Origin of the sequence: Pseudonocardia ailaonensis (assembly GCF_039531635.1) — a bacterium.
Classification (GTDB): domain Bacteria; phylum Actinomycetota; class Actinomycetes; order Mycobacteriales; family Pseudonocardiaceae; genus Pseudonocardia; species Pseudonocardia ailaonensis.
Genome location: NZ_BAAAQK010000024.1, coordinates 69,560 through 96,353, shown reverse-complemented (window position 1 = coordinate 96,353; position 26,794 = coordinate 69,560). Strand labels below are relative to the sequence as shown.

The 26,794-nt window shown below is 74.0% G+C and carries 23 protein-coding genes; 10 read left to right on the top strand and 13 right to left on the bottom strand.

Annotation, left to right across the window (positions count from 1 at the left end):
* Positions 1-73: 73 nt before the first annotated feature.
* Together ABD324_RS28750 and ABD324_RS28745 are read left to right on the top strand one after the other, a co-directional pair.
* A complete protein-coding gene (locus ABD324_RS28750; protein WP_344424011.1) occupies positions 74-436 on the top strand; it encodes a DUF2516 family protein in 363 nt (120 codons plus the stop codon).
* Positions 437-443: 7 nt separating this feature from the next.
* Positions 444-974: a YbaK/EbsC family protein gene (locus ABD324_RS28745; protein WP_344424008.1), complete on the top strand. Its 531-nt coding sequence runs from the start codon at positions 444-446 to the stop codon at positions 972-974.
* Positions 975-1,036: 62 nt separating this feature from the next.
* Here the strand turns inward: ABD324_RS28745 and ABD324_RS28740 are convergent, their stop codons facing one another.
* Genes ABD324_RS28740 through ABD324_RS28730 form a run of 3 tightly spaced genes read right to left on the bottom strand, consistent with a single transcriptional unit; the run spans position 1,037 to position 5,722 of the window.
* Positions 1,037-3,049 carry an ABC transporter ATP-binding protein gene (locus ABD324_RS28740; protein ID WP_344424005.1) on the bottom strand — a complete coding sequence of 671 codons (2,013 nt, stop codon included), beginning with the start codon at positions 3,047-3,049 and terminating at the stop codon, positions 1,037-1,039.
* Positions 3,046-4,743 carry an ABC transporter transmembrane domain-containing protein gene (locus ABD324_RS28735; protein ID WP_344424002.1) on the bottom strand — a complete coding sequence of 566 codons (1,698 nt, stop codon included), beginning with the start codon at positions 4,741-4,743 and terminating at the stop codon, positions 3,046-3,048. Before ABD324_RS28735 ends, ABD324_RS28740 begins: the two co-directional genes overlap by 4 nt.
* 7 nt (positions 4,744-4,750) lie before the next feature.
* Complete coding sequence (locus tag ABD324_RS28730; protein ID WP_344424000.1) at positions 4,751-5,722, bottom strand: ABC transporter substrate-binding protein; 972 nt, start codon at positions 5,720-5,722, stop codon at positions 4,751-4,753.
* A gap of 174 nt (positions 5,723-5,896) precedes the next feature.
* Here ABD324_RS28730 and ABD324_RS28725 point away from each other — a divergent pair, with 174 nt between their 5' ends.
* From ABD324_RS28725 to ABD324_RS28710, 4 genes are all read left to right on the top strand, one after another.
* Positions 5,897-6,640: a helix-turn-helix transcriptional regulator gene (locus tag ABD324_RS28725; protein ID WP_344423997.1), complete on the top strand. Its 744-nt coding sequence runs from the start codon at positions 5,897-5,899 to the stop codon at positions 6,638-6,640.
* A gap of 85 nt (positions 6,641-6,725) precedes the next feature.
* A complete protein-coding gene (lon, locus tag ABD324_RS28720) occupies positions 6,726-9,053 on the top strand; it encodes an endopeptidase La (protein ID WP_344423994.1) in 2,328 nt (775 codons plus the stop codon).
* Between the two features lie 178 nt (positions 9,054-9,231).
* Positions 9,232-10,593 carry an FAD-binding oxidoreductase gene (locus ABD324_RS28715; RefSeq protein ID WP_344423991.1) on the top strand — a complete coding sequence of 454 codons (1,362 nt, stop codon included), beginning with the start codon at positions 9,232-9,234 and terminating at the stop codon, positions 10,591-10,593.
* 78 nt (positions 10,594-10,671) lie between these two features.
* A complete protein-coding gene (locus ABD324_RS28710) occupies positions 10,672-11,508 on the top strand; it encodes a hypothetical protein (RefSeq protein WP_344423988.1) in 837 nt (278 codons plus the stop codon).
* 33 nt (positions 11,509-11,541) lie between these two features.
* Here the strand turns inward: ABD324_RS28710 and purU are convergent, their stop codons facing one another.
* Together purU and ABD324_RS28700 are read right to left on the bottom strand one after the other, a co-directional pair.
* Complete coding sequence (gene purU, locus ABD324_RS28705; protein WP_344423984.1) at positions 11,542-12,426, bottom strand: formyltetrahydrofolate deformylase; 885 nt, start codon at positions 12,424-12,426, stop codon at positions 11,542-11,544.
* A 109-nt stretch (positions 12,427-12,535) separates the two neighbouring features.
* Positions 12,536-13,027 carry a DUF2505 domain-containing protein gene (locus ABD324_RS28700; protein WP_344423981.1) on the bottom strand — a complete coding sequence of 164 codons (492 nt, stop codon included), beginning with the start codon at positions 13,025-13,027 and terminating at the stop codon, positions 12,536-12,538.
* A 35-nt stretch (positions 13,028-13,062) separates the two neighbouring features.
* On the opposite strand from ABD324_RS28700, the gene ABD324_RS28695 reads away from it, so the two are divergent.
* Positions 13,063-14,088, top strand: coding sequence for a UDP-N-acetylmuramate dehydrogenase (locus tag ABD324_RS28695; RefSeq protein ID WP_344423978.1), 1,026 nt, complete (start codon positions 13,063-13,065; stop codon positions 14,086-14,088).
* Positions 14,089-14,200: 112 nt separating this feature from the next.
* Positions 14,201-15,364: a L,D-transpeptidase gene (locus tag ABD324_RS28690; protein ID WP_344423975.1), complete on the top strand. Its 1,164-nt coding sequence runs from the start codon at positions 14,201-14,203 to the stop codon at positions 15,362-15,364.
* 124 nt (positions 15,365-15,488) lie between these two features.
* Here ABD324_RS28690 and ABD324_RS28685 read toward each other — a convergent pair whose 3' ends face one another.
* Entirely contained in the window at positions 15,489-16,226 is a 738-nt protein-coding gene (locus ABD324_RS28685) for an SDR family NAD(P)-dependent oxidoreductase (protein ID WP_344423972.1), read from the bottom strand.
* A 52-nt stretch (positions 16,227-16,278) separates the two neighbouring features.
* Positions 16,279-16,536: a DUF2530 domain-containing protein gene (locus ABD324_RS28680; protein WP_344423969.1), complete on the bottom strand. Its 258-nt coding sequence runs from the start codon at positions 16,534-16,536 to the stop codon at positions 16,279-16,281.
* 77 nt (positions 16,537-16,613) lie between these two features.
* Here ABD324_RS28680 and ABD324_RS28675 point away from each other — a divergent pair, with 77 nt between their 5' ends.
* On the top strand, positions 16,614-18,044 hold the full coding sequence (locus ABD324_RS28675) for an NCS2 family permease (RefSeq protein ID WP_425565921.1): 1,431 nt from the start codon (positions 16,614-16,616) through the stop codon (positions 18,042-18,044).
* A 21-nt stretch (positions 18,045-18,065) separates the two neighbouring features.
* The gene (locus ABD324_RS28670; RefSeq protein ID WP_344423963.1) at positions 18,066-19,334 is read left to right on the top strand and encodes an MFS transporter; all 1,269 of its coding nucleotides are present in this window, start codon (positions 18,066-18,068) and stop codon (positions 19,332-19,334) included.
* A 48-nt stretch (positions 19,335-19,382) separates the two neighbouring features.
* Here ABD324_RS28670 and ABD324_RS28665 read toward each other — a convergent pair whose 3' ends face one another.
* The 6 genes from ABD324_RS28665 to ABD324_RS28640 form a co-directional block, all read right to left on the bottom strand.
* Positions 19,383-20,537 carry a DMT family transporter gene (locus ABD324_RS28665; RefSeq protein ID WP_344423960.1) on the bottom strand — a complete coding sequence of 385 codons (1,155 nt, stop codon included), beginning with the start codon at positions 20,535-20,537 and terminating at the stop codon, positions 19,383-19,385.
* Positions 20,538-20,707: 170 nt separating this feature from the next.
* Positions 20,708-21,835, bottom strand: a complete 1,128-nt coding sequence (locus tag ABD324_RS28660; protein ID WP_344423957.1) for a glycoside hydrolase family 16 protein — start codon at positions 21,833-21,835, stop codon at positions 20,708-20,710.
* Between the two features lie 7 nt (positions 21,836-21,842).
* Positions 21,843-22,685, bottom strand: a complete 843-nt coding sequence (locus tag ABD324_RS28655; RefSeq protein WP_344423954.1) for a VldE C-terminal domain-containing protein — start codon at positions 22,683-22,685, stop codon at positions 21,843-21,845.
* Between the two features lie 2 nt (positions 22,686-22,687).
* Positions 22,688-23,899, bottom strand: a complete 1,212-nt coding sequence (locus tag ABD324_RS28650) for a hypothetical protein (protein ID WP_344423951.1) — start codon at positions 23,897-23,899, stop codon at positions 22,688-22,690.
* On the bottom strand, positions 23,896-24,978 hold the full coding sequence (locus tag ABD324_RS28645) for a hypothetical protein (RefSeq protein WP_344423948.1): 1,083 nt from the start codon (positions 24,976-24,978) through the stop codon (positions 23,896-23,898). The genes ABD324_RS28650 and ABD324_RS28645 overlap by 4 nt, the downstream gene beginning before the upstream one ends.
* Before the next feature lie 264 nt (positions 24,979-25,242).
* Positions 25,243-26,751 carry a glutamate-cysteine ligase family protein gene (locus tag ABD324_RS28640; protein WP_344423945.1) on the bottom strand — a complete coding sequence of 503 codons (1,509 nt, stop codon included), beginning with the start codon at positions 26,749-26,751 and terminating at the stop codon, positions 25,243-25,245.
* Between the last annotated feature and the right edge of the window lie 43 nt (positions 26,752-26,794).

Below are 26,794 nucleotides of genomic sequence, written 5' to 3'. Positions count from 1 at the left end.
TCGGTCTCTCCGGGGACGCCGCTCACGGGGCGCGGGTATGTCCTGATCGCGCCACCGCACGTAGTCTGGCTCCGTGAACTGGCTCGCGAACCTCGACCTCCTGGTGATGGCCGTCATCGGCATCGTGGTCGCCGCGTACTCGGGCTACGCGTTCGTGCACGCGATCCGGCAACGGGCGGACGCGTTCCAGGCGGCGAGCAAGCTGACGAAGAACGCCTGGCTCGGGATCACGGGTGCGGCCGCGCTGTTCCTGCTGATCATCCCGATCTTCGGCGTGATCTCCTCGCCCTCGCTCGTGGGCGTCGTGTTCTCGTTCCAGGGCCTGCGCAGCGAGCTCACGCTGTTCTGGCTCGCCGGGACCGTCGCGATGATCGTCTACCTGGTCGACGTCAAGCCCGCCGTGGTCGCCGCCTCCCGCGGGGGCAACAGCTGGTGAGCGTGCAGTGCTGAAGGTCCTGGGCTCGCTCACGCCGCTCCCCGCCGCCGAACATCCCGAGCTGCTCGCCGAGCCCGTCGCCAAGGCGATCGCGGGGCTCACGGGCATCGAGGTCGCGGTGATCGATCCCGCGCTGGCGGACACCGCCGCGTTCTGCGAGGCCTACGGCTCTGCACCCGAGTACTCGGCGAACTGCGTGGTGGTCTCCGGGAAGCGGGCCGGCGAGGTCCGCTACGCCGCCTGCCTGGTCCTCGCGACCACCCGGGCGGACGTGAACGGCGTGGTCAAGCGGCGCCTCGACGTGCGCAAGGCGAGCTTCGCCCCGATGGACCGGGCCGTGGAGCTGACGGGCATGGAGTACGGGGGCATCACCCCGCTCGGCCTCCCCGCGGACTGGCCGCTGTTCGTCGCGCCCGGGGTCGCGGCCGCCGAGGCGGTCGTGGTGGGCAGCGGGATCCGGGGCTCCAAGCTCGCGGTCCCCGGCGCCGTGCTGGCAGCCCTCCCGAACGCCGAGATCGTGGACGACCTCGCCCTCTGACCGCCCCACCCGCCGAGATGAACCTCAGGGCGGTTTTCACCATGATCGAACCGCCCTGACGTTCATCTCGACCAGGCTTGCCAGAGGGTGGCGTAGGGGCCGGCGGCCTCGGTCAGGGCCTGGTGGGGGCCCTGCTCGACGATGCGGCCCTCCTCGAGGACCAGGATCTCGTCCGCGGCGGCGGCCTGGCCCAGGCGGTGGGCGATGACGACGCCGGTGCGGTTCTCGAGCACGGCGGCGGCGGAGCGGTCGAGGGAGCGGGCGGCGTCGCTGCCCGCCTCGGCGGTGGCCTCGTCGAGCAGCACGACCTGCGGATCGAGGAGCAGGACGCGGGCGAGCGCGAGCTGTTGGGCGCGGGCGGCGGCGAGCGGGGTGCCGCCGGCGCCGACCGCGGTGTCGAGACCGTGCGGGAGGGCGTCGACCCAGTCGAGGGCGCCGATCGTGGCGAGCGCCGCCCGGAGGTCGTCGGGGGTCGCGTCCGGGGCGGCGAGGCGGAGGTTGTCCGCGATCGAGCCGCTGAACAGGTGGACCTCCTGTGTGACCAGCGCGATCGCGTGGCCGGGGCGGGTGGGTAGCCCGCCGAGGGTGATCCGGCCGCTGCGGGGCGCGCGGAGGCCTGCGATCAGGGTGGCCAGCGTGGACTTGCCGGAACCGGTGGTGCCGACGATCGCGAGCCGGCCCCCGGGCGGGACGTCGAGGTCGATGCCGTGCAGGACCTCCGGGCCCGCGCCGTAGCCGAAGCGGACGTGCTCGGCCCGGAGCGCGGAGTCCGCCTGCGGGAGGGCTCCGTCGACCGGGCGGGCGGGGACGGCGCCGTGGCCGGGTGGGTCCTCGTGGGCGAGCGGCCGGGCACGACCTGCCGGCGCGTCATGGCCGGGAGCCGGGCCGGGGGCCGCGGGAGCCGGACCGGGGGCTCGGGGAGCCGCCGCGGCCGTCACGCCGACCATGCGGGCGAGCCCCGCGCCCGCCTGCTGCAGGGTGTCGACGGTGCCCAGGACCGTGTTGATCGGGGTGAACAGGTTCGCGAAGAACAGGGCCGCGGTGGTCGCCGCGCCGATGCCCAGCACGTCGGCCCGGACCAGCAGGAACGACACCAGCAGGATGGCGGCGAGGCCGATGTACTCGGCCAGGTTGAGGCGGCCGAAGAAGCGGGTGGCGGCGCGGGTCGCGCGGAACTCGTACTCCATCGACTCCGCGGAGGACTCCTGTACCTCACGCTGCCGGCGCGGCCCGAGGCGCAGCGCGCGGACCGTGGGCAGCGCGCTGAAGCCGGTGAGCAGGGCGGCGGTCCGGCGCCCCTCGGCGATCCGGCCGGCGGCGTAGATCGGCCTGGAGGTGCGCAGGTACCAGCGCAGGGTCACCGCCTGGACCGGGACGGCGAGCAGCCCGGCGAGCAGCAGCCGCCAGTCCAGGCTCGCGAGCCCGCCGAGGGTCACGAGGATGGTCAGGGCGGCGCCGAGGAAGCCGGCGAGAGCCTCCTGCGAGGCCTCGGTGAGCTGGTCGGCGTCGCCGGACGCGCGGGCGACGAGATCGCCGGTGCCTCCGGCCTCCAGCCGGTCGAGGGGCAGGGACAGTGCGGCGGCGAGGGTCTCGCTGCGCACCGCGCCGACGGCCGGGAGCACCGCCCGGGCGAGGAGCACGGCGGCGGCCCAGGTGGTCCCGACCCCCACGATCGCCGCCGCCACCAGCAGCACGACCGGCCCGACCAGCGCGGACCCGACCTGCTGCGCGGTGACGGCCTGGGTGATCACGCCGATCGCGATCGGGCCGACCAGGGCCAGGGCGCTGTCGGCGAGGAGGGCGACCGCCGCGGCGACGGCCACACCCCGGCGGCCCCGGAGGAGGCGGCGCAGGTGGGTCCGGACCTCGGAGCCCGTCGCGGTCGGGAGGATCGCGCGCACGCCCGGCGCCGACGGCTCGCGCCCATCCGCCGGCGGGTCGAGCCTGTCCGCCGGCGGGTCGAGCTTGTCCGCTGACGGCTCGCGCCCACGCGCTGGCAGCTCGAGCCCGCCCGTCGACGGCCCGCGCCCACCCGCGGCCGGCCGGGCCCCGTCCCTCCTCCAGTCGTCGCTCATCGCGCCACCAGCTCCGCGTAGTCCGAGCGCTCCCCGAGCAGGTCGTCGTGCGTCCCCGCCCGCCCCTCGAAGATCACCTGATCACACCTCGAGAGCCAGGCCGGACTCGTCGTCACGACCACCGTGGTGCGGCCCCGCCGCAGGTCCCGGACCCGTTCGGCGACGAGGTTCTCGGTGGCCGCGTCGACCGCCGTCGTCGGGTCGTGGAGGACCAGGACGGGCGGGTCGGCCGCGAGTACCCGGGCCAGCGCGATCCGCTGGCCCTGCCCGCCCGAGAGCGTCTCGCCGAGGTCCCCGACGGACGTGTCGGCGCCGTGCGCGACGGTCGTGAGGACCTGGTCGGCGAAGGCGGCGTGGACGGCGCGGTCCACGGGGCCGCCCAGCGCCGCCAGGTTCTCGCCGATCGTCCCCGGGAAGAGGACGGTGTCGTGCCGCGAGACCAGTAGCCGGCCGCGGAGATCGGCGAGCGACAGGGAGCCCAGGGGCCTCCCGTCGAGCCGGATCTCCCCGGCGGCGGGGTCGGCCTCGCGGGCCAGCAGCCCGGTGAGTGCCGTCGCGGTCGCCGGGTCCTCGCAGACGATCCCGGTCAGCGAGCCGGCCTCGATGCGGACGTCGAGCGGTACGCCCCCGATCCGCACCCGGTCCAGCTCCACGAGGCCGGGGCCCGCGGAGGTGCCCGAGCCGGCGACGACCGCGTCCGGCGACGAGAGGACCTCCCGGATCCGCCCGACGGACGCCACGGCCCGGGCGTAGGCGGCATTGGCCTGCGAGAGCCCACGCATCGGCCCGATCACGAACTGCGCCAGCCCGAGCGCGGCCACGAGCTCGCCGATCCCGAGCTCGCCGTTCAGCGCCGACCGGCCACCGATCGCGGCCACGAGCGCCAGGTACAGGCCGGTCAGCAGCGCGGCGACCGCACCGAGCAGGCCCTGTGCCGAGGCGGAGTGCCGTGCGGCCCGCACGGCGTCGCGGCTGGCGGCGGCGTAGCTCGCGGCGGCCGTGGCCTCGGCGCCGATCCCGGCGAGCACCCGGTGGCCCCGGATCAGGTCCGCGGCCAGCGCGGTGGCCTGCGCCTGCCGCCCCTGCTCGACCGCGCTGCGCCGTTGCAGGAGCGCGGCCACGCGGGACTGCGCGACGAGCAGGACCACCGTGCCGCCCAGGATCGTGAGCCCGAGCACCGCGTCGACGAGGAGCAGCAGCACGGTCGCCCCGACCAGCACCACGACCGCCGAGACCAGCCGCGCCAGGAACCCGGCGAAGGCCCCGGCCCGCTCGGCGTCGCTCGACGCCCTGCTCAGCAGCTCCCCGGGCAACCGGTCGGCTCCACCGGTCTCCCGCAGCACCCGCGCGGTCAGCCACATCCGGAGCTGGTGGGCGGTGTGCTGCCGCGCCCGCACGCTCGCCCGCGCCCCGAAACGGAAGGCCATCGACAACAACAGGAAATCCGCGCCGAGCACCGCGAGCCAGCCCGCGATCGCCCCGACGCCCCCGCGGTCCACCGCCCGGCCGACGGTCGCTCCGATGATCACCGGGACGAGCGCCTCGCCCAGCTGATGCAGGCTGAACAGGGCGGAGGCCGCCGCGAGATCACGACGACGGGTGCGCAGCGCGCGTCGCAACAGGGCGGGATCGGACACCGCCCGGCCGCCGGGTGGCCCCGCGACCGACGCGGGGCCGACCTGTATCGCGCTCACGCCGCGATCACGAGCTGGGGTTGCGGCCGTACGCCGTCAGGGCCTTGTCGAGATCGTCGAGCAGCAGGTTCGCCGCCTGGTAGCCGGCGGGGAAGAACCACTTCGTGACGGTCGTGTGGTCCGCCTTGACGGCGGCGAGGTTGTCGTACCCGGCTTGGCCCGCGAGCGCGTTGTTGCCACTGGCGTCGACGGACACGATCAGGCCGTTCGTGCCGTTCAGGACGCCGAAGTTCTCCCCGGACTGCTGCACGAAGTTGTCCTTCTGGCCGGCCGCGGCCCCGAACCGGATCCCGGCCTCGCCGAGCACGACCCCGTGTGACGACGCCGGCCCGTACAGGTACCAGGGAGCACCCGGCTGGCCGCTGACCAGGTCCCAGGTGGTGCGGCCGAGGACGTCGGCGTGGGTGCTCCTGATCTGCGCGGCCTTCCGGTGCATGCCGTCGGCCAACGTGGTCATGTCCGCCGAGCGGCCCACCGCGGCGGCGGTGCGGGAGGCCTCGTCCTGCCAGTTCCCGCCCGCGACCTTCCACTCGAACAGGACGGTCGGCGCGATCGCGGAGAGCTTGTCGTACGGGATCGCGCCGCCGGCCCGCTGCGTGGGGGAGCTCGGGGCGAAGTCGCTGCCGATGATCACGTCAGGCTTCAGCGCGGCGACCTTCTCGACGTCGATCTGGTTGTTGGCGTCGACCCGCGGGACGGTCGCGATCAGCGCGTCGTAGGCCGGGACCTTCGGCACGTAGGTGGGCAGCCCGATCGGCACGATCCCCAGGTCGAGCAGCGCCATGGCCTCGGGGAAGTTGATCGCGACGATCCGCTTCGCGTCCGCGGGGATCTCGATCGGGCCCCGGATGGTGTCGACCGTCCGCGTGGCCGCGGCGGCGGTGGTCGCGGCGGGTGCTCCGGCGCACGCGACCGTGCCGAGGGCGAGGGCTGCGGCCGTGAGACCGAGGACCAGACGGGTGAGGGTGGATCGAGGCACGGGACTCCTTCCGAGGGGCGAACTGAGGTTAGCCACGCCTTATGTCGACGGGAGGTCAGTTCGTGCCGAGTCGCGGCCACACCGGGTCGGACCTGCGGTAGCGGGCCCGGAATGTCACGGCGGTCACGCGCGGATTCCCCGGACGCTGGCGTATGCGCGATAGGGTGGGTCACTGTGTCGGAAGGCGGCCAGCAGGCGATCTCAGTGGTCAACTTCGAGCTGGGGCGCGGGCAGTTCTACCCGGACCACGAGCACCCGGTCCACCAGCTCGCCTGGTCGCCGACGGGGGTGCTGACCGTCCGCTCCGGCGTGCGGTCGTGGGTGCTGCCGTCGAACCTGGGTCTGTTCATCCCGGCCGGGCTGCGCCACTCCACCGGCGCCCAGCGGGCGACGACCATGCTCGCTCCCTACCTCGATCCGGCCCGGTGCGCCCTCGACTGGGCAGAGCCGACCGTCGTCCGGATCGGGGCGCTGGCCCGGGCGCTGATCGAGTACCTCGCCGATCGTGAGCTCCCCGACGCGCGCCGGCAGCCGGCCGAACAGGTGCTGTCCGACGTGCTCGCCCCCGTCGGCGTCGCCACCATCGACGTGCGCGGGCCGGCCGATCCGCGCGCCGCGGAGGTGGCGAAGGCGCTCGCCGCCGATCCCGCGGACGATCGCAGCCTCGAGGCCTGGGGTCGCAAGGTGGGCGCGTCCGTACGCACCCTGACCAGGGCCTTCGCGGTGGAGCCGGGGACGAGCTTCACGCGGTACCGCACCCAGGTCCGGCTGCGGGCCGCGCTCTCCCTGCTCGCCGACGGCGTGCCCGTCGGCACGGTGGCCCATCGTGTCGGCTACCGCAGCCCGAGCGCGTTCATCGCCGCCTTCCGTCGTCAGACGGGGGTGGCGCCGGGCGGCTACTTCACCGAACCTGAGTGAGGTCTGCTCAAGGTTCCTGTGTTCGCTCCGGGAAGAATTACTTGAGCGCTGGAATGAGGCTTGCAGGGTAAGCGTTGGGCAGGACATGACACAGACGCTGAAGCTGCCGGTGCTTCCGCTGACCGACTCGGTGGTGCTGCCCGGCATGGTGGTTCCCGTCCGGCTCGACGCGCCGGAGGTTCAGGCTGCTGTTGACGTCGCGGCCGATGCCGCGTCGTTCAACGGCACAGAAGGCAAGAAGGTCCTCGTCGTCCCCCGTCTGGACGGCAAGTACGCCGCGATCGGTGTGGTCGCGGTCCTCGAACAGATCGGCAGGCTCCCGAGCGGGGAGCGCGCCGCCGTCGTCCGCGGTGAGTCGCGGGCGCGGATCGGGTCCGGCGTGACCGGTCCCGGCTCCGCCCTCTGGGTGGAGGCGTCGCTGGTGGAGGAGGCCCCGGTGACGGGGCGGACCCACGAGCTCGCCAAGGAGTACAAGGCCCTGGTCGTCTCGATGCTGCAGCAGCGCGGCGCCTGGCAGATCATCGACGGCGTCCAGCAGATCACGGACCCGTCCGAGCTGGCCGACACGGCCGGCTGGAACCAGTGGCTTGACCTCGAGCGCAAGTCGCAGCTGCTCGCGGAGCCGGACACGACCCGCCGTCTCGAGCTCCTCCTCGAGTGGACCAAGGAGCACATGGCCGAGCAGGAGGTCTCCGACAAGATCGCCGGGGACGTCCGCGAGGGCATGGAGAAGCAGCAGCGCGAGTTCCTGCTGCGCCAGCAGCTCGCCGCGATCCGCAAGGAGCTGGGCGACGACGATCCCGAGGGCGAGGCCGACTACCGGGCCCGCGTCGAGGCCGCCGACCTGCCCGAGGACGTGCGCAAGGCCGCGCTGACCGAGGTCGGCAAGCTGGAGCGTGCCTCCGACCAGAGCCCCGAGTCCGGCTGGATCCGGACCTGGCTCGACACCGTCCTCGACATCCCGTGGTCCGAGCGGACCGTGGACACCGACGACCTCGTGGAGGCCCGCCGGATCCTCGACTCCGACCACGCGGGGCTCGACGACGTCAAGGAGCGGCTGATCGAGTTCCTGGCCGTCCGGTCCCGGCTCTCCCGCAAGGGCGTCGAGAACGTCGGCGGCCGCGGCTCCGGCGCGGTACTCGCGCTCGTCGGCCCGCCCGGCGTCGGCAAGACGTCGCTGGGTGAGTCCGTCGCCCGCGCGCTCGGCCGCAAGTTCGTCCGCGTGGCGCTGGGCGGCGTGCGGGACGAGGCGGAGATCCGCGGCCACCGGCGCACCTACGTCGGCGCGCTGCCCGGCCGCATCGTCCGCGCGATCCGCGAGGCCGGGACGATGAACCCCGTCGTCCTGCTCGACGAGATCGACAAGGTCGGCAGCGACTACCGCGGCGACCCCTCGGCGGCCCTGCTCGAGGTGCTCGACCCGGCGCAGAACCACACGTTCCGCGACCACTACCTCGAGGTCGACCTGGACCTGTCCAACGTCCTGTTCCTCGCCACGGCCAACGCCTACGACACCATCCCCGGCCCGCTGCTGGACCGCATGGAGATCGTGACGCTCGACGGCTACACCGAGGCGGAGAAGGTCGCCATCGCGCGCGACCACCTGCTGCCCCGGCAGATCGTCAAGGCGGGCCTGGAGCCCACGGACGTGGAGTTCTCCGACGTCGCGCTCGGCATGATCGCCGCCGAGTACACCCGTGAGGCGGGCGTGCGGCAGCTGGAGCGGGGCCTGGCGAAGGTCCTGCGCAAGGCCGCCGTGAACCTGGACTCGGGCACCGAGGCGCCGATCCACGTCGACGCCAACACCCTGGTCGAGTACCTGGGCCGGCCGAAGTTCACCCCGGAGTCCGCGGAGCGCACCTCCGTCCCCGGTGTGGCGACGGGCCTGGCGGTCACGGGAGCGGGCGGAGACGTCCTGTTCATCGAGGCCACGGCCATGGACGGCGAGTCCGGCCTGACCCTGACCGGGCAGCTCGGCGACGTCATGAAGGAGTCCGTCTCCATCGCGCTCTCGTACCTGAGGAGCAAGGGGCTGGCGGGCGAGCTGGCGTCGAAGCGGCTGCACGTGCACGTCCCCGCGGGCGCGGTCCCGAAGGACGGGCCCTCGGCCGGCGTCACCATGACGACGGCGCTGGCCTCCCTCGCGTCCGGACGTCCGGTGAAGTCGTCGGTCGGCATGACCGGCGAGGTCACCCTGCAGGGCAAGGTCCTCCCGATCGGCGGGGTCAAGCAGAAGCTGCTGGCCGCCCACCGGGCCGGGCTCACGGACGTCATCATCCCGAAGCGCAACGAGCCCGACCTGGACGACCTGCCCGCGTCGGTGCTCGCCGAGCTTCGCGTCCACCCGGTCGCCGATGTGTCCGAGGTGCTCGCGTTGGCCCTGGAACCTGCGGACGCCGGCGTCCCGGCCTGAGCAGCTGTGAGTGGCGACAGTCGCCGGAGCGACTATCGCCACTCACGACCGGACGGCGCTCCCGCTCACTCCCCGTGAGCGAGAGCGCCGTTCTGCTGAACGGGTCGGGAACTGCGTACAGCCGTATCGGTCGCGCCTGCGGGAGCCTCGGTCCTCGCAGAGCCGCGAGGAGGCACCGATGACGAGCACCGCACCGCTGTCCGGACAGGTCGTCCTGCCGTCGGACCCGGGATACGACACGGCCCGCGCGATGTGGAACGGGCGGATCGACCACCATCCCGGGATCATCGTGCGCTGCACGACCCCCGACGACGTCGCCACCGCCATCGGGCACGCCCGCGCCGAGGGGCTCGAGATCGCGGTCCGCTGCGGGGGGCACGGCAGCTGGACCGCGACGCTCGCGGACGGCTTCCTGCTCCTGGACCTCTCACCGATGAACCGGGTGGAGGTCGATCCCGAGCGGCGGATCGCCCGCTGCGGCGGTGGCGCGCTGCTCGCCGACCTCGACGGCGCCACCCAGGCGCACGGACTCGCCGTGCCGGCCGGGACCGTGAGCAACACCGGCGTCGGCGGGCTCACCCTCGGCGGCGGCTGGGGCTGGCTGTCCCGGGTGCACGGCATGACGATCGACAACCTGCTGTCGGCGGAGGTCGTGCTCGCCGACGGCCGGATCGTGCGCGCGAGTGCCGACGAGCACCCGGACCTGTTCTGGGCGATCCGTGGCGGCGGGGGCAACTTCGGTGTGGTCACCGAGTTCGAGTACCGGCTGCACCCGGTGGGGCCGATGGTGCAGCTCGACATGGTGTTCGTGGAGCAGGCGCGTGCGGCCGAGGCGCTCGTGGCGGCCGAGGACCTGCACGCGGACTGGCCGGCATCGGTGTCGGGCGGGGTCGCGTGCATCTGTGCACCGCCGGCGCCGTTCGTGCCGCCCGAACACCACTTCGCGCCGGGTGTCGCGTTCCTGATCGTCGGGTTCGGGGACCCGGCGGAGCAGGCCGTCGCCGTCGACGCGGCGGTCCGGCGGCTCGATCCGCTCTTCCACGGGTCGACGCCGATCCCGTACGTCGCCCTGCAGCAGATGCTGGACGAGGCCGCCGCCCCCGGCTCGCGCTCGTACACCAAGGGCCTCTACCTGTCGGAGCTCACGGACCAGGTCGCGAAGGAGCTCGCCGAGCGGACCGCGGTGCGCTCGCCGCTCTCGCAGGTCCTGCTGCTCCGGTTCGACGGCGCGATCGCCGCGGTGCCGGACGACGCCACCGCCTTCGGCGGCGTGCGGACCGGCTGGGCCGTCGCGATCGAGGCCCTCGGCCACGACCCGGCGACCGACGACGCCGAACGCGACTGGGCGCGCGAGACCTGGACGACCCTGCGGCCCTTCGCCTCCGGGGCCGGCGGCTACGTGAACCTGATCACCGAGCAGGAAGGGGTGACCGTCGACGTGCTGTACCCCGGGAAGCTGGACCGGCTCGCCGCGATCAAGGCCGAGTACGACCCGGAGAACGTGTTCCACGTGAACGCGAACATCGCGCCGGCCTCCTGAGCCGTACGAACGACGCGCTCCCGGGCGCCGCTGCCGGTGGGGGAGGGCCGGGTAACGCTCGTCGGTCAGGCTGCGGGCGTGACGGAGATCGATCCCGCGGCCCGGATCGCGCGGTGTGCACCGGGGACGACCATCGGGGAGCTCGTCGAGGCGGCGGGGGAGCGCGGGCTCGCGGTGCCCCTCGGGACCGTGGGGGACGACCCGATCCACCTCGACGGGCGGGACTGGCTCAGCCGGCGGTACGGCACGACGGGCGACAACCTGGCGACCGCCGCCGTCCCCACCGATTCGGCCACCCTCGCGGATGCCCCCGCCGGGGTGGACGAGATCGCCATGCCGGTGGCTCGCACCGTCCCGCGCCACCCGGCCGGGGCAGGCGAGCCGGCGGGTCTCGCGGTAGCCCTCACTCTCCATCCCGTCCCCCGCGCCGTGCAGCTCGGGATCGTGTTCGTCGGGCGGGAGCGGGTGGCGGAGGCGCTGGTCCGGGGCGCGGAGCTGATCGCGGACTGGCCCGACGAGCTCACCGGCGGGCTGTCCTGCCGGGCCGCGCCCTCCTCGCCCTTCGTCCCGCCCGAGTACCAGCTGCTGTCCGGGCTTGCGCTCGTGATCGTCGGGCTGGGCGACCAGCGGGTGCACGGGGCGGCCTGCGCGGCCGCGGCGGAGGCGCTCGATCCGCTGTTCCGCGCGGTCCTGCCGATCTCCTACCCGGCCCTGCACGCGCTGCTCGGCCCACCACCGGACGTCACGAGCCGGTCGGCGCGCCTGCAGCGGTCGAGCCTCGACGCGGTCGCCGAACGGGCGGCCACCCGGTCGCGGCACGATCGCATCGAGCTCTTCCCCCACGCCGGGGGCTGGGCGGCGGAGATCGCCGGCGAGCCGCACTGGGTCGCCACCACCGCTCGTGAGTGGCGATAGTCGCCATGGCGACTATCGCCACTCACGGACAGCTCAGCGGAAGACGACGGTCTTGTTGCCGTGCACCAGGACCCGGTCCTCGAGGTGCCAGCGCAGGCCCCGGGCGAGCACCAGGCGTTCGATGTCCCGGCCTCGGCGGACCATGTCCGGCACCGTGTCGCCGTGGTCGACCCGGATCACGTCCTGCTCGATGATCGGGCCCGCGTCGAGGTCCGCCGTGGCGTAGTGGCAGGTGGCGCCGATCAGCTTCACCCCGCGCGTGTGGGCCTGGTGGTAGGGCCGCGCGCCGGCGAAGGACGGCAGGAAGCTGTGGTGGATGTTGATCGCCCGGCCCGCCCACTCCTCGCACAGGTGCGCGGGCAGGATCTGCATGAACCGCGCCAGCACGATGGCGTCCGGCGCGAACCCCTCGACGATCTGGCGCACCTTCTCGAAGGCCTCGACCTTCCCCTGCTCCTTGCGCGGGTCCTTCGCGCCGGGGAACGGCACGTGGTGGAACGGCACGCCGTGGGCCTCCACCAGCCGTCCCAGGTCGGGATGGTTGCCGATCACGGCGTCGAGGACCACGGGCAGCTCACCGGCGGTGACCCGGCCGAGCAGGTCGTGGAGGCAGTGCGGCTCGCGGGTGACGAGCAGGACGGCGTGTTTGGGCTCGCCGGTGTCGGTGACCCGCCAGACCGCCTCCGGCCCGAACTCCGCGGCGATCTCCGCGAACCGCGAGCGCAGCTCGTCGACGGAGAAGGGGACGGAGTCCGCGCGGACCGCCTGCCGGGTGTGGAACCAGCCCTCCTGGGCGTCCGCGTGGTAGGCGGCTTCGACGATCCAGGCGCCCGTCTCGGCGAGGAAGCCCGCGATCCGCGCGACGATGCCCGTCCGGTCCGGGCAGCTGAAGGTGATCACGTAGCGACGGTCGTCCACCACCGAATCGTGCCACCGGCGAGATCACACCCGCCGCGGGGTGCGAGGGGCCCGTCGTCGGGCGCGTGGTGTGGCCGGCCGCTGCCGCCCGTTCCCGCAGCTCAGCCGCTCACAGGCGGGTGAGGGTGTAGTCGGTCTCCATCGCCAGGAGGCGCTTGATCTGCTCGGCGACGGTCTCCTCGATCTTGCCGCCGATCAGCGGGACCCGGACCGTGATGTCGCAGTGCACGTGGAAGCTCGTGCCGGCGCCGGCCGGTTCGAGGCGCATCGTGCCGTCCGCGCCGGCGGGCATGCCGGGCAGCGCCACGCGCACGGTGCCGTCGTAGCCGTCGCCGGCCTTGCGCCAGGTCTCGTCGCGTTCGACGGTGATCCCGCCGCCCCCCACGAACGTCTTGACGACGCCCGGGAGGTCCTTCTCGTCGATCCCGTGCCGGATCCGGTAGCGGCAGCCCTGCTCGTCGCTCGCGTACTCGAGGATGCCGGCGCCGGGGCCGCCCATCCTCTCGAGGCGGTCGGCGAGGATGGCCCGGTCGCTCATCGCCGCGTAGACGGCGTCGACGGGATGGTCGGTCGTGGCACGGAAGTCCATCGGGCGGGACATGGGCGGAGGTTAGCGGGCGGCTACCGTGGCGCGCTGTGCAGACTCGCGTGGACAGTGGGACGCGTCGCCTGGCCGAGTTGACCACCCTCCGGCTGGGCGGCCCGGCGACGGCGCTGGTGGAGGCGGAGTCCGGCGAGGCCGTGGTCGAGGCCGTCCGCGCCGCCGACGGCCCGGTGCTCGTCCTGGGCGGCGGCTCCAACCTGGTGATCTCCGACGAGGGCTTCGACGGCACCGTCGTCCACGTCGCGAGCCGGGGGATCGCGTTCGAGCGACTGGCCGACGGGCGCGTGCTGCTCACGGTGGAGGCCGGCGAGGACTGGGACGGCGTGGTGGCCGCCACACTCGCCGAGGGCCTGGGCGGGCTCGAATGCCTCTCCGGCATCCCCGGCCGGACCGGCGCGACCCCGGTGCAGAACGTCGGCGCGTACGGCGTCGAGATCTCCGCGCTGCTGGTCTCCGTGGACCTGTACGACCGGCTCACCCACGAGGTCCGCACGGTCCCGGCCGCCGACCTCGGCCTCGGCTACCGCACCAGCGTCCTCAAGGGTTCCGACGCGGCGGTGGTCCTGCGGGTGCGGTTCGCCCTGCCCGGCGGCGCGGCGAGCATGCCGATCGCCTATGCCGAGCTGGCCCGGACCCTGGGCGTCGATCCGGGAGCGACGGTGCCGGCGGCGACCGCCCGCGAGGCGGTGCTGGGGCTGCGCCGCGGCAAGGGCATGGTGCTCGACGCCGCGGACCACGACACCTGGAGCGCGGGCTCCTTCTTCACGAACCCGATCGTGGACGCCGCGCCGGACCCGGACATGCCCCGCTGGCCCGCGGGGGACCGGATCAAGCTCCCCGCCGCCTGGCTCATCCAGCACGCCGGTTTCGCCCCCGGCCACCCCGGCCCCGGTGGCCGGGTCGCGCTGTCGTCGCGGCACGTCCTCGCCCTCACCAACCGGGGCGGGGGCCGCACCGAGGACCTCCTGGCCCTGGCCCGCGAGGTCCGCGACGGGGTGCGCGCCCGCTTCGGCATCACCCTCGAGCCCGAACCGGTCATGGTGGGCTGCGCTGTCTGAGAGTGTCGGTAGCGGGGCGTAACGTCCATGGGCGGACGAGACGCCCAGGGCAACCCCAATCGCCCCCGGGCGTCCTCCCTACGGGGAGGCACGCGCTACTTCGGGGGAGAGAATGCGCCGGTTCCTGCTGGTCGTGGCCGTGATCGTGGTCGGCGTCCTGGGCGTGGTCACCGCGGCGACGGCGGCCGGTCGCGGGGGATCCGCGACCCCGTCCCTGCTCGCGTCGGCCGCCAAGGTGAGCTACGAACCGGCCGCGCAGGCCACCGGCGTGAGTCCCACGTCACCCGTCTCGGTGAAGGTGACGGACGGCACGTTGCAGCAGGTGACCCTGCTCGGCGCGGCGGGCAAGCCGGTCGCCGGGGCGCTCGACGCGGGCCGCACGACCTGGACCTCGACGGGACCGCTGGCGTACGACGCGCAATACACCTGGTCCGGCACGGCGGTGGGTCCGGACGGCGTGGCCGTGCCGCTGCAGGGCGGCTTCCACACGGTCAAGCCCACCAGACAGGTCCGCGGAGTGATCAACATCGGTGATGGGCGCACCGTGGGCATCGCCGCGCCGATCGAGATCCAGTTCAACGCCCACGTCGAGGACCGGGCGGCCGTCGAGCGCGCCCTGTCGATCACCACGTCGAAGCAGGTCGAGGGCTCCTGGGGCTGGCTGCCGGACGAGAACGGCGGCTCCCGCGTGCACTACCGCCCCAAGGCCTACTGGCCCGCCAACACCAAGGTCTCGGTCGAGGCGGACCTCTTCGGCGTGGCCTACGGCGGCGGGCAGTTCGGCGCCGCGAACGTGTCCAGTGCCTTCACGATCGGCCGCGCGCAGATCGTCAAGGCGGACGCGACCTCGTTCCGCATGGTCGTGGTGCGGGACGGCAAGCAGGTGGCCGACTACCCGGCCAGCTACGGCCTCGCCGCGGACCCGGACCGCAACACCCGCTCCGGCATCCACGTCGTCACCGAGAAGTTCACGGACAAGCGCATGACGAGCCAGCAGTACGGCTACGACGTCATGGAGAAGTGGGCCGTGCGGATGAGCAACAACGGCGAGTTCATCCACGCCAACCCGGCCTCGGCGGGGGCGCAGGGCTCGTCGAACGTCACCCACGGCTGCGTCAACCTGTCGATCGAGAACGCGAAGGCCTACTACGACACCGCCCTCTACGGCGATCCCGTCGAGGTCACCGGCACCCCGGTCCAACTGAGCGCCAAGGACGGCGACGTGTGGGACTGGACCCTGAGCTGGGACCAGTGGCAGAAACTGTCGGCGCTGTAGTTCGCCGGGCGTAGTTCTGGCCGTGTGGTTCCGCCCGTGTGGTTCGGGCAGGCCAGGGGCAGGAACAGCCTCGTGAGTGGCGATAGTCGCCATGGCGACCATCGCCACTCACGGGGGGCGGGGGTCAGGGTTCGCGGTGGACCCGGCCCGGGCCTGCCTGGGCGCGGGGCATGAGGGTGATCTGGTCCAGGTTGACGTGGCTCGGGCGGGTGGCGGCGAAGGCGATCACGTCCGCGACGTCGTCGGCGCTCAGCGGGGTCAGGCCCTTGTAGACGTTGTCCGCCTTCTCCCGGTCACCACCGAAGCGGACCAGCGAGAAGTCGGTCTCGACCATGCCCGGCGCGATCTCGGTGAGCCGGATCGGCTCGCCCAGCAGCTCCCCGCGCAGCGTGCGGTGCAGCATCGCCTGCGCGTGCTTGGCGCCCGTGTACCCGGCACCGTTGTCGTACGGCCCCAGGGCGGCGATCGAGGTGACGGTGATGATGTGCCCGTCGCCGGAGGCCCGCAGCGCCGGCAGCAGGCCCTGGGTCATGCGCAGGGTGCCGATCACGTTGGCCTCGTACATCCAGCGCCAGTCGTCCTCGTCGGCCTCGGCGACGGGTTCGAGGCCCTTCGCGCCGCCGGCGTTGTTCACCAGCAGCCGGCACTCCGGCACACCCGCGACGAACTCGGCGACGGAGGCCTTGTCGGTGACGTCGAGGCGCAGGGCGGTGCCGTCGATCTCGCCGGCGATCTCCTCGAGACGGTCGACCCGGCGGGCCCCGAGGACGACGTGGAACCCGGCCTCGGCCAGGGCGCGGGCGGTGGCGGCGCCGATCCCGGAGCTCGCTCCGGTGACGACGGCGGTGGGGCGATCGCTCATGCGCCCAGTCTGCCCCGCGGCGCGCATCCCGCCGGACGGAACCCCGGGCCGCTCAGTCCTCCGCGAGCCCCTGCTGCGCCAGCCGGGAGCCGCGCCGGGCCGCCGCGCGCTGCCACGCGAAGACGCCGAAGCCGAGCAGCCCCAGCCCCGCACCCGTCACGCAGGTGGCGAACCAGATGTCGAGCGGTCGCCCGCCCACGAGGGAGACGACGAGCAGGACCGCCGCGGCCACCAGCCAGACCAGCGTGCCGACGGCGACGACCACCGTGACGTCGCTCGTGCGGCGGGGGAGGGCGGGCGGGTCGACCACGGGCGCGACCCTACCGCGCGGCGCGTCCCCCGTCCGTGGCCCGGCGAAACCGCCGTGCGGCGCTTACGGTGTCGGCTGTGATCGAGCGCCTGTTCCAGGTGTCCGAACGAGGGTCGACGGTGCCCCGCGAGCTGCGCGGCGGCCTGGTCACCTTCGTGACGATGTCCTACATCATCGTGCTGAACCCGCTGATCCTCGGCAGCGTCTCCGCGACCGATCCGAGCGCCAAGACCGACGTGCTGGGCAACATCCTGCCGATCTCGCAGGTCGCCGCGGTCACGGCGCTCGTCGCGGGCGTCATGACCATCCTGTTCGGACTCGTCGCCAACCTGCCGTTCGCCATCGCGACCGGGCTGGGCATCAACACCCTGCTGGCCGTCACGATCGCGCCGCTGATGTCCTGGCCGGAGGCCATGGGCCTGGTGGTGATCGACGGTGTGGTGATCGTCCTGCTCGCGGTCACCGGCTTCCGGACGGCCGTGTTCAACGCTGTGCCGGCCGCGCTCAAGTCCGCCATCGCCGTGGGCATCGGGGCGTTCATCGCGCTCATCGGGCTGGTCGACGCGGGCTTCGTGCGCCGGCTCCCGGACGCCGCGCACACGACCGTCCCCGTCGGGCTCGGCATCGGCGGCTCCATCGCGAGCTGGCCCACCTTCGTCTTCGTCGTCGGGCTGCTGATCACCGGCGTGCTGGTCGTGCGGGGCATCCGCGCGGGGCTGCTCATCGGAGTGGTGACCACGACGGTCATCGCGATCATCGTCGAGGCCATCGCGCACGTCGGCTCGTCGGCCACGAACCCCAAGGGCTGGTCGCTCTCGGTCCCCACGCTGCCGTCGAGCGTGGTGGGGCTGCCGGACCTGAGCCTGGTCGGGAACATCTCGTTCAACGCCTTCGGTCGGCTGGACGTCCTCACCGTCGTCCTCCTGATCTTCACGCTGGTCCTGGCCAACTTCTTCGACGCCATGGGCACCATGACCGGCCTCGGCCAGCAGGCGGGGCTCACGGACGAGAAGGGCCAGCTGCCCAACATCGGCAAGGCGCTGGTCGTCGAGGGCGCGGGCGCGATCGCGGGTGGGGCGGGCTCGGCGTCGTCGAACACGGTGTTCATCGAGTCGGCGTCCGGCATCGCCGAGGGCGCCCGCACGGGCATGGCGAACCTGCTCACGGGCCTGCTCTTCCTCGCGGCGATGTTCTTCACCCCGCTCTACGCGATCGTGCCCGTGGAGGCCGCGGCGCCCGCGCTGGTGATCGTCGGCGCGATGATGTTCCGGCAGGTCGCGGGCATCGAGCTGACGGACCTGCGCTCGGCGATCCCGGCCTTCCTGACGATCGTCGTCATGCCCTTCACGTACTCGATCGCCAACGGCATCGGTGCCGGCTTCATCAGCTACGTGGTGCTCTCGGCGGCCACCGGCAAGGCGCGCACCGTGCACCCGCTGATGTGGGTCGTGGCGGTGGCGTTCGTCGGCTACTTCGCGGTGGGACCCCTGCGGGCGCTCTTTACTTGATTGCAGTAAACTAACTAAATCGTGAGCGCTGTGTCCGTCGAGAGACCCCCGGGTGGCATGTTCGCCTCCCTCCACACCCGGAACTACCGGCTCTACCTCTCCGGTCAGGTCGTGTCCAACGTGGGCACCTGGATGCAGCGCATCGCCCAGGACTGGCTGGTCCTCGACCTCACCCACGGCAGCGCGACCGCCCTGGGGATCGCCGCGGCCCTGCAGTTCGCGCCGATGCTCGTCCTCACCCTGTGGGGCGGGGTGCTGGCGGACCGCGTGGACAAGCGCACGATGCTCGTCGTCGTGCAGTCGGCGATGGGGCTGTGCGCCCTGGTGCTCGGCACCGTGGTGCTCACGGGCGTCGTCGAGCTCTGGCAGGTCTACGCGTTCTGCCTGCTGCTGGGCTGCTTCTCCGCGTTCGACACCCCGATGCGGCAGTCGTTCGTGTCCGAGATGGTCGGCCCGGGTCAGGTGGTCAACGCCGTCGCGCTCAACTCGCTCGTGTTCAACCTCGCCCGCATCGTCGGGCCCGCGGTCGCCGGTCTGCTGATCGTCGCGATCGGGACGGGCTGGGTGTTCCTGCTCAACGCCGTCAGCTTCCTCGGGGTGATCGCCGGGCTGCTGCTCATGCGGCCGGAGGCGCTGTTCCGCACCGAGGGGGTGCCGCGCGCGCCCCACCAGCTGCGCGAGGGGCTGGCCTACGTCCGCTCCCGGCCGGACCTCGTCGCGATCCTGGTGCTGGTGTTCCTGGTCTCGACCTTCGGGATCAACTTCTTCATGACGATCGCGCTGCTGGCCCGCAACGTCTTCGGCCGCGACGCCGAGGGCTACGGCCTGCTCACCACGCTGCTGGCCGTCGGCTCGGTGCTGGGGGCGATGATCGCCGCGCGGCGCTCGGCCAAGCCGCGGCTGCGGGTGGTCGCCGGGTCCGGGCTGGCGTTCGGCGTGGTCCTCACCGTCGCCGGCAGCATGCCGACCTACCTCGCGGCCGGGCTCGCGCTGATCCCCGTCGGGTTCCTGTCCCTGAGCTTCACGACGGCGGCGAACTCGTCCGTGCAGCTGTCCGTGCCGCCGGAGCTGCGGGGCCGGGTCATGGCGATCTACATGCTGGTGCTCCTGGGTGGCACGCCGCTGGGTGGGCCGCTGCTGGGAGTGCTGGCCGAGCACTACGGCGGGCGCGCGCCCCTGGTGGCGGGCGGGATCGTCACCGTGCTGTCCGTGCTGGCGGTGGGCGCCGTGCTGGCCCGCCGGCAGGTCGCGCTGTCCAGGGTGTTGACGCGCCAAGCAAGGTTAGGCTAACTTCATCACGTCGCTTCGTGGTGGGAGCGGCGCGTCAGTTCGGGAACATCAGGCCCCCCGGCTCCGGCCGGGGGGCCTGATCCGTGTCGGCCCGACTCTCGTCAGGGCCACGCCCGCGAGGCAGAGCGCGCCCCCGACCAGGGCCAGTGCCGGAGGGGCCTCGCCGAGCAGCAGCGCCGCCATCCCCACCGTGATCGGCGGGACGACGTAGGTGGTCACGCCGAGGCGTCCGGCGTCCATGCGGGCCAGGGCGTAGGCCCAGGTGCTGAACGCGAGCGCGGTCGGCACCAGGCCGAGGTAGACGAGGGCGGCGGTGCCGGTCCAGGGCGCGCCGCCGACGTCGTGGACCAGGGAGCCGGCGAACGGCAGGCAGGCGACCGTGCCGATCGCGCAGGCCAGGAAGGTCACCTGCAGGGCGGGGAGCCGGCGCAGCGTCGGCTTCTGGGCGAGCACGCCGACCGCGTAGGTCACCGCCGCGACGACGCACAGCACCACGCCGAGGAGGTCCGCCGAGCCGCTCCCGGACGTCGAGGCGCCGATCACCACGGCACCGCCGAACGCCACCGCGGCGCCGATCAGCAGCCAGCGCGGGAAGCCCTCGCCGAGCAGCAGGCCCGCGGCCAGGGCGATCAGGATCGGCCCGATGTTGACGAGCATCGCGGTCGTCCCGGCGTCGACGCGCTGCTCGGCGGCATTGAGGGCCACGTTGTAGACCGCGAACCACGCGATCCCGCACAGCAGGAGCAGGGCCCACTCGCGGCCGGTCGGGCGGACCCAGCGGCCGCGCACGAGCTGCAGGGTGCCGAGGGCGAGGGCGCCGACCAGGAGCCGCCCCAGCGCGAGCGCCCCGGGCTCGTAGACCCGCCCGGCGAACCGGATACCGACGAAGGCGCTGGCCCAGGCGAGGACGGTGATCGCGACGGCGAGCAGGGCGGCCCGGCCGCCGCCCGGGGCTGCCGCGCTGTCGACCAGGGCTGCGCTCACGGCCCTCTCGGCGGGCGCGGCGCTCTTCGTCGGGGTCGTGCTGTCGACCGGTGCTGTGTCGACCTGTGCCGCGCCGTCGGCCGGAGCCGTGTCGACCGGTGCCGTGTCGGCCGGTGCCGTGGCACGGACCGGTGCCGCGGGGGCGCCGGGGGGCGGACCGTGCGGGCGCGGCGGTGCTGCTGCGGGGCCGTTCGGGTCGACGGGGCCGGGCTCGGTCACGACCGGACACTAGGCCGCGCACGGGCCGGTCCGCTCGCGGATTCCGGTCGAGGGGTTGCGCAGTGAGAAAGGGTAGGCTAACTTAAGACACGTCGCTTCGTGGTGGGAGCGGCGCGTCAGTTCGGGAAGAGTGTGGCCCCCAGCCTGATCGGCCGGGGGCCACACTCGCGTCAGACGTCGTACTGCCGGACCCAGTCGACCTCCATGCGGGACTCGCGCACGCCGCCCCCGCTCGGGAACCAGTCCAGCTGGATGCAGAGGTGCATGGGCCCGGGCGGGAGGACCGAGGTGTCGCTGGTGTGGAACCACTCCTCACCGTCGACGAACGCGGTGATGCCGGTGGGGGTCCACTCGACCGCCCAGTTGTGCCACTGGGTGCCGTCGATGTCGACGTCCCCGGAGAGCTGCGAGTTGTCCGCGCCGTAGTGCAGGAACATGTTCGTCGTCCGGCGGCTGTCGTCCATCATCTCCATGAAGTCGACCTCGCCGCCGACGGGCCAGTTCTCGGCGTCGGGCCAGAGCAGCAGCAGCGCGTGGTAGCTGGGGTCGCTGGCGGGTGCCCGCACGCGGGCCTCCCACCGGCCGTACTTCCGGCCCGGGTTCCAGGCCATGCCCGCGGTGTTGCCGGCGGAGTCGCCGGTGAGGGTGAGGACACCGCCGGAGGTGGACACGGCGTCGGGCGTGCGGCGGCCGTTGCCGCCGTGGCCGTCGCCGTCGTAGATGCCCCAGCTCCCGAGACCGCCGGTGAAGTCGTCGGAACGTTCGGGGGTGCCCCAGCCGTGGGTGGCGGCGGCGGTCACGCCCTCGCCCGATCCGGCCCCGGTGGTGGACCGGCCGGCGGAGGTGCTGGACCCCGGGCTGCCGGCGTTCCCGGAGCGGGTGCCGCCTGTGCCCGAGTTGCCGCTGCCCGAGCCTGCGGTCCCGGAGCTCCCGGAGCTCCCGGAGCTGCCGCCGCGGGAGCCGGTCGTGTCGCCGCCGGTGCCGCGCCTGTCGGGCCCGCCGGAACTGCGCTCGGCCGTCCCCCCGGTACCGGCTTCGCCCCGGGTTCCGGTGCCGTTCGTGTCCTGCATGCGGTCGACCGTGCCCGAACGGGCCGTCGTCCCGCCACCGACGCGCCGTTCGGGCGCCGGGATCCGGCGGACCCGTTCGCCCCCGCTGTGGTCGCGCTCGGCGGCGGTGTGGACGACCGGCACCTCCACGGGCGGCGGGGGAGCGGGGCTGCCGAGCCCGATCGCGAGGGCGATCGCGCCCGCGATCACGCGGACGACGGCGGCGGGGAAGTCGGGCGGGATGGTCACGGGGTCCTCACCGGAAGCTGACGTGGACGTGGTCGTAGTGGCCGCCGGTGACGTCCGAGGTGTCGTACACGGAGCTCCGGTACGGGCTGCCCCAGCCGCCCTGGTCCTTCGTGGACGGATCCCAGTAGCGGCCCTGCCAGATGAGGTAGGCGACGTCGAGCGGTCCGGCGTTGGCGCGCAGGTAGTCCGCGACCTTCCAGCCGGCGTCGAGCCGGTCGCCGTGCGGCATGGCCCCGGCGGTGCCGGGGAAGAGGTCGCAGGCCCTGCCGGACGGGTGGTCGCTGTGCGGGTTCCAGGCATGGGCGTCCCAGCAGCCGGCCGAGCGGATCGTGGGGCCGTCGTGCAGGGGGCCGAAGGCGGCGGCCAGGACGACGAGCCCGTGCCGGGTCGCTCCGGTCACGCAGCCGTCGCCGCCGGTCGGGTCCGGTGGGGTGCAGGCGGTCCGGCCGCCGGTCCAGGGCTCGGGCGCCGCCGGCGTGTCCACGGCGTGCTCCCGGGCCGTGGCGACCGAGTGCCGCAGGGCGTCCGGGCAGGTGCCGGCGCAGGCCCCCGGCGGTGGCGCGGCCTCCCAGAGCGACGCGACCCCGCTGCGCAACGCGGAGCAGGTGCGGCGCAGGCCGGTGACGAGCTCGGGCTCGTCGGACGACCGGGCCGCGACCCGCCGCACGGCACCTCCGGGTTGCGTGGGTGCGAGCTCCGGGCAGCCGCGGGCCGCGAGCCGCTCGGCCAGCGGCGCCCGGGTGGGTGCGGCGACGACCCGGATCCCCGCCGGGGGGTCGGTCGCCGGCGCGATCGGGGCGGACGTGACGAGGGCACAGGTGAGGGCCGCGAGAACGGCGCCGAGGGCCACGGTCAGCTCCACCCCGCGCCGGGCAGCCCCGCGGACGAGACCGCCAGGATCCGGATCCCGCGCACGGGCCGGAGCTCGGGGCTGAGCGAGGGTCCCGGCCCCGCCCCGGCAGGCTCAGATTCCGCAGTCTCCGGCTTGGCCCGCTCGGAGGGCGCGGGTCCGCGACGGCGCGGTGCCGATCCGATCTCCTCCACTGTGGATGCAAGGGCGCGGGCGTCGACGGATGTGGTGCGGGCCGCGGTGTCCCAGATCGCGAGCCTCGGATCGACCTCGGGCTCGGCGGGGGACACCCCGCCGACGAGCGATGCCGGCGGGCGAGCGTGATCGCCGGTCGTGCCGGCGACCGTGAGGTCGGCGGCGTGCTCCACACCGGAACCGGTCCCGCCGGCAGCCGTCCCGGTGGGCCGTCCGTGGGAGGCCTCGTCCTGCGCAGGATCGTGAGCCGCCGCGGCGATGAGCTCGGGGCGCGGGTCCGTCCGCCCGCTCCGGGCCGTATCCGACCGCGGCTCGGCCGTGACCGGCCCGGCGGCGGCGGTCTTCCGGGGCCCGGGGTTCTGCGCCGCGGAGCCGGCCGGGTCGGGTCGTCGGGTCGGGTCGCCGTCGCGCCCGACCGCCTCCGGCGCGGCCGCGGCCTGCGCGATCGCCGCCATGGCCGGCGCCGCGGGTTCGGTACTCGGCAGGCGGCGCGCCGGCCGGGGTCCGGGGGACCGGCGCTCCGGGTGCGCGGGAGCGCTCCGGGGCGCCGCGGGGGCCGGCCCCGTGAGCCGTCCGGTCCCGGCGACCGTGCGGGCCAGCCTCGTCACCGCCAGTAGGTACGGGCGCAGTACCCGGGGCAGCTGGTCGGGCGGGGTGCCGAGCAGGCCCGCGGCCTCCCGGTACGGGTCGAACACCGACCGCCACCGCGCCACGTGCGGCAGCAGCACGACTCCCGACCATCCCGGGTCGAGCTCCTGGAGCCGCTCGGGCCGCCGGCGTTCCGCGCCGTCGATCGTCACGGCCAGGATCGGGGCGGGCAGCGCGGGATCGAGCAGGTCCGCGATCCGGGCCGCGCGCTCCAGCGACTCCACGCTGCTCCGGCAGACGATCACGTCCGCGTCGCCGGTCGCGCCGGCCCCGGCGTCCCGGCCGTGCAGCGCGAGTGCGACGGTGCTGGTCCCGACCCCGCCGGACACCCCGGCCACGACCGGCGGACGGAAGCCTCCGGGGCCGGTCATCGGTCCTCCTCCAGGTCGGGCACGTCGAGGGCCTCGCTCTCCAGGTCGGTGTCGGGTACGGGCGGATCGGGCCAGGGATCCTCGGCCTCCTCCTCGGCGTCGATCACCAGGCGGTCGCCCTCGACGACCACCGCGACGCTGAGCCGCACCCACTGCGCGGGCAGCCCGCGCCAGCCGCGGGCCGCGGGGGCCGGTGCCGCCGACGGCACGGCGGGGCCGTCGTCCTCCGCGGGTTCCGCGGGGTGCCGGCGGCCGGGGACCTCGGCGTAGGGCGTCACGCGGACCCGGACGTCGACCAGCACCCGCCCGTCGCCGTCGGGCCGGACCAGGCCGGGGAGGGCGAGATCGGCGCGCTGCCGCCCGCGGCCCGACCACCCGAGCCGGACCGGCCGCCGCGCGGCCAGGTAGTCGCCGAGCACCCGCGCGCGGCGCTCCGGGTCGTCCTCGTCCCAGGAGAGGTAGTCCGCGGCGAAGGCGCCGCCCAGCGCGGCCGCCTCCGCGGGATGCGGCACGGGCTCGGGCGCCGACGGCCGCGGAGGCTCACCGGGCAGGCCGGCCGCAGCCCGTCCGTCGATCCCGGCGGCCAGCGGACCCCTGCCGAGCAAGGGCGGCCCTCCGCCCGGCGGCCCGGCGGAGTGCGGCACGGCGGAGTGCGGCACGGCGGAGAGCGACCCGGCCGACAGCGGCGCGGCGGAGTGCGGCCCGGCCGAAAGCGGCCCGGCCGAAAGCGGCCCGGCGGAGTGCGGTGCGGCCGAGTGCGGCCCGGCCGGAAGCAGCCCGGCGGAGAGCGGCTCGGCGGAAAATGGGCTGGCCGCGAGCGGACCGCCGGCCTGTCCGACGCCGGGCTCGCCGCCGGCGTGCGGGACCCGCGAGGGCAGCTCCGGGTGCGCCGTCGCCGCGAGACGTCGTTCCCAGCCTGCCCCGATCGCCGGGAAGCCGTGCGGGTCCGTGGGTGGGTCCGCGACCGGCCGTCGGGGAGCCAGCAGGTCCTCGGCGCGCCGGGCGGGCCGCGCCTGCCCGGTCGCGCTGGCCGGGTCGATCTCGGGGACCTCGGGGCGGCCGAACAGGCGGAAGGCCACGCCCTTCACCGGCCCGTGCCGGACGGCAGCTGGGGCACCGGGATCTCCCGTCTCGCGGGCACGGCGAGACCCCGGACCGGGCCCCTGACGTGCGGACGACGGGGACCCTAGGAAGCTCGACGGCTCCCGTGGGCCGATCCGGGAAAGCCGTTCACCATTGCGAACGGGTACGCCCGGCGGACTCCGCCCGAAATGAACCCCAGGGCGATTCCGACCATGATCGAATCGCCCTGAGGTTCATCTCGGCCGGTGGGCCGGGTGCCTCTACGCGGGCAGCGCCCAGGTGTGCACCGGCTCGTTGGCCTGCGAGGCCTCCAGGTAGCGCTCCAGCATCCCCGTCAGCGCGCCCGACCGGGACAGCCCGCGCTCCTCCAGGGCCGCCACGGTGTCGAGCTGCCAGGTCGCGCCCGTCCGGCCCGTCACACAGCGGCGTTCGATCACCGTGAGGTACCGGTCCCGCACCGCGGTGCTGACCCCCCAGCGCGCCAGCCCCTCGTGGGCCAGCGGGAGCAGCTTGCGCAGGGTGAGCTCGTCCGGCTTGATCCAGCCCGTGCCCGGCCAGTACAGCGGCGCGTCCATGCCGTGCCGGGCCGCCGTGGTGAAGTTCTCCTCCGCCGCCTCGAACGACATCGACTGCCACAGCGGCCGGTCGGACTCCACGAGCACGCGCAGCAGCCCGTAGAAGAACAGCGCGTTGGCCACCATGTCGACGGCGGTGGGCCCGGCCGGCAGCACCCGGTTCTCCAGCCGGATGTGCGGCTGGCCGTTCGCCACGTCGTACACCGGGCGGTTCCAGCGCCAGATCGTGCCGTTGTGCAGGCGGAGCTCGTCCAGGTCGGGGACGCCGCCGTTGCGCAGCGTGGTGATCGGGTCGGAGTCGCCGGGGAAGGGGACGATCCCGGGGAAGTAGCGGGCGTTCTCCGCGAAGAGGTCGAGGACCGAGGAGATCCAGCGCTCCCCGAACCACACCCGCGGCCGCACGCCCTGGTTGCGCAGCTCGATCGTCCGCACGTCGCAGGCCTGCGTGAACAGCGGGATCCGGGTCTCGGCCCACAGCCGCGAGCCGAGCAGGAACGGCGAGTTCGCCCCGAGCCCCAGCTGGACGCCGGCCAGGCACTGCGCCGCGTTCCAGTAGCTCGCGAACGAGCCCGGCGAGACCTGCAGGTGCAGCTGCATCGAGGTGCAGGCGGCCTCGGGGATGATCGTCTCGAAGTCGGAGGCGAACCGCTCCGGGGCGACGGCGTGCAGCCCGCCCGGGTCCCCGCCGGTGATGTCGACGTGGATCGGCTCGCCGCGGGCCGCGAGCATCTGGTCGTTGAGGACGGCGTACCGGTCGTCCGCGGAGATCGACTCGGAGACCAGGTGGCTGCGCTCCAGCGTCGGCAGGATGCCGATCATGGCGAGCTGGGAGGAACAGTCGCGGGCCTTGGCACGGGCGACGGCCAGCTCGTCGAGCAGCTCGTGCTCGAGGTGGCGCCACTCGTCGCCGGGCAGCGGGCGCGGTGGGAGGTTGAGCTCGATGTTCCAGCGGCCGAGCTCGGTCTGGAACTCGGTGCCCCCGATGGCCTGGAGCACCTCGCGGCCGGTCATGGACGGGGCGAGCGCGCCGTCGACCAGGTTGAGCTCGACCTCGATGCCGGTCATCGGGTCGTCCTCGGCGAACGGGTGCTCCCGCAGCATCATCGTCAACGCCTCGAGGCAACGTTGCACCTTGGCTCGATACCGCTGGCGTTCCCGCCGACTGAACCGTGTCCGGTCGACGTCCTGGCCCATACGCTCCCGTTGCCTCCTCGCTCCCGGCGGCCCCTGACACGCA

What these genes read in the sequence shown, in the direction of transcription:
- ABD324_RS28640 (WP_344423945.1), bottom strand. Translation starts at nt 26,751, where the DNA reads ATGGGCCAGGACGTCGACCGGACACGGTTCAGTCGGCGGGAACGCCAG.
- ABD324_RS28685 (WP_344423972.1), bottom strand. Translation starts at nt 16,226, where the DNA reads ATGAGCGATCGCCCCACCGCCGTCGTCACCGGAGCGAGCTCCGGGATC.
- lon (WP_344423994.1), top strand. Translation starts at nt 6,726, where the DNA reads ATGACACAGACGCTGAAGCTGCCGGTGCTTCCGCTGACCGACTCGGTG.
- ABD324_RS28650 (WP_344423951.1), bottom strand. Translation starts at nt 23,899, where the DNA reads ATGACCGGCCCCGGAGGCTTCCGTCCGCCGGTCGTGGCCGGGGTGTCC.
- ABD324_RS28715 (WP_344423991.1), top strand. Translation starts at nt 9,232, where the DNA reads ATGACGAGCACCGCACCGCTGTCCGGACAGGTCGTCCTGCCGTCGGAC.
- ABD324_RS28700 (WP_344423981.1), bottom strand. Translation starts at nt 13,027, where the DNA reads ATGTCCCGCCCGATGGACTTCCGTGCCACGACCGACCATCCCGTCGAC.
- ABD324_RS28740 (WP_344424005.1), bottom strand. Translation starts at nt 3,049, where the DNA reads ATGAGCGACGACTGGAGGAGGGACGGGGCCCGGCCGGCCGCGGGTGGG.
- ABD324_RS28690 (WP_344423975.1), top strand. Translation starts at nt 14,201, where the DNA reads ATGCGCCGGTTCCTGCTGGTCGTGGCCGTGATCGTGGTCGGCGTCCTG.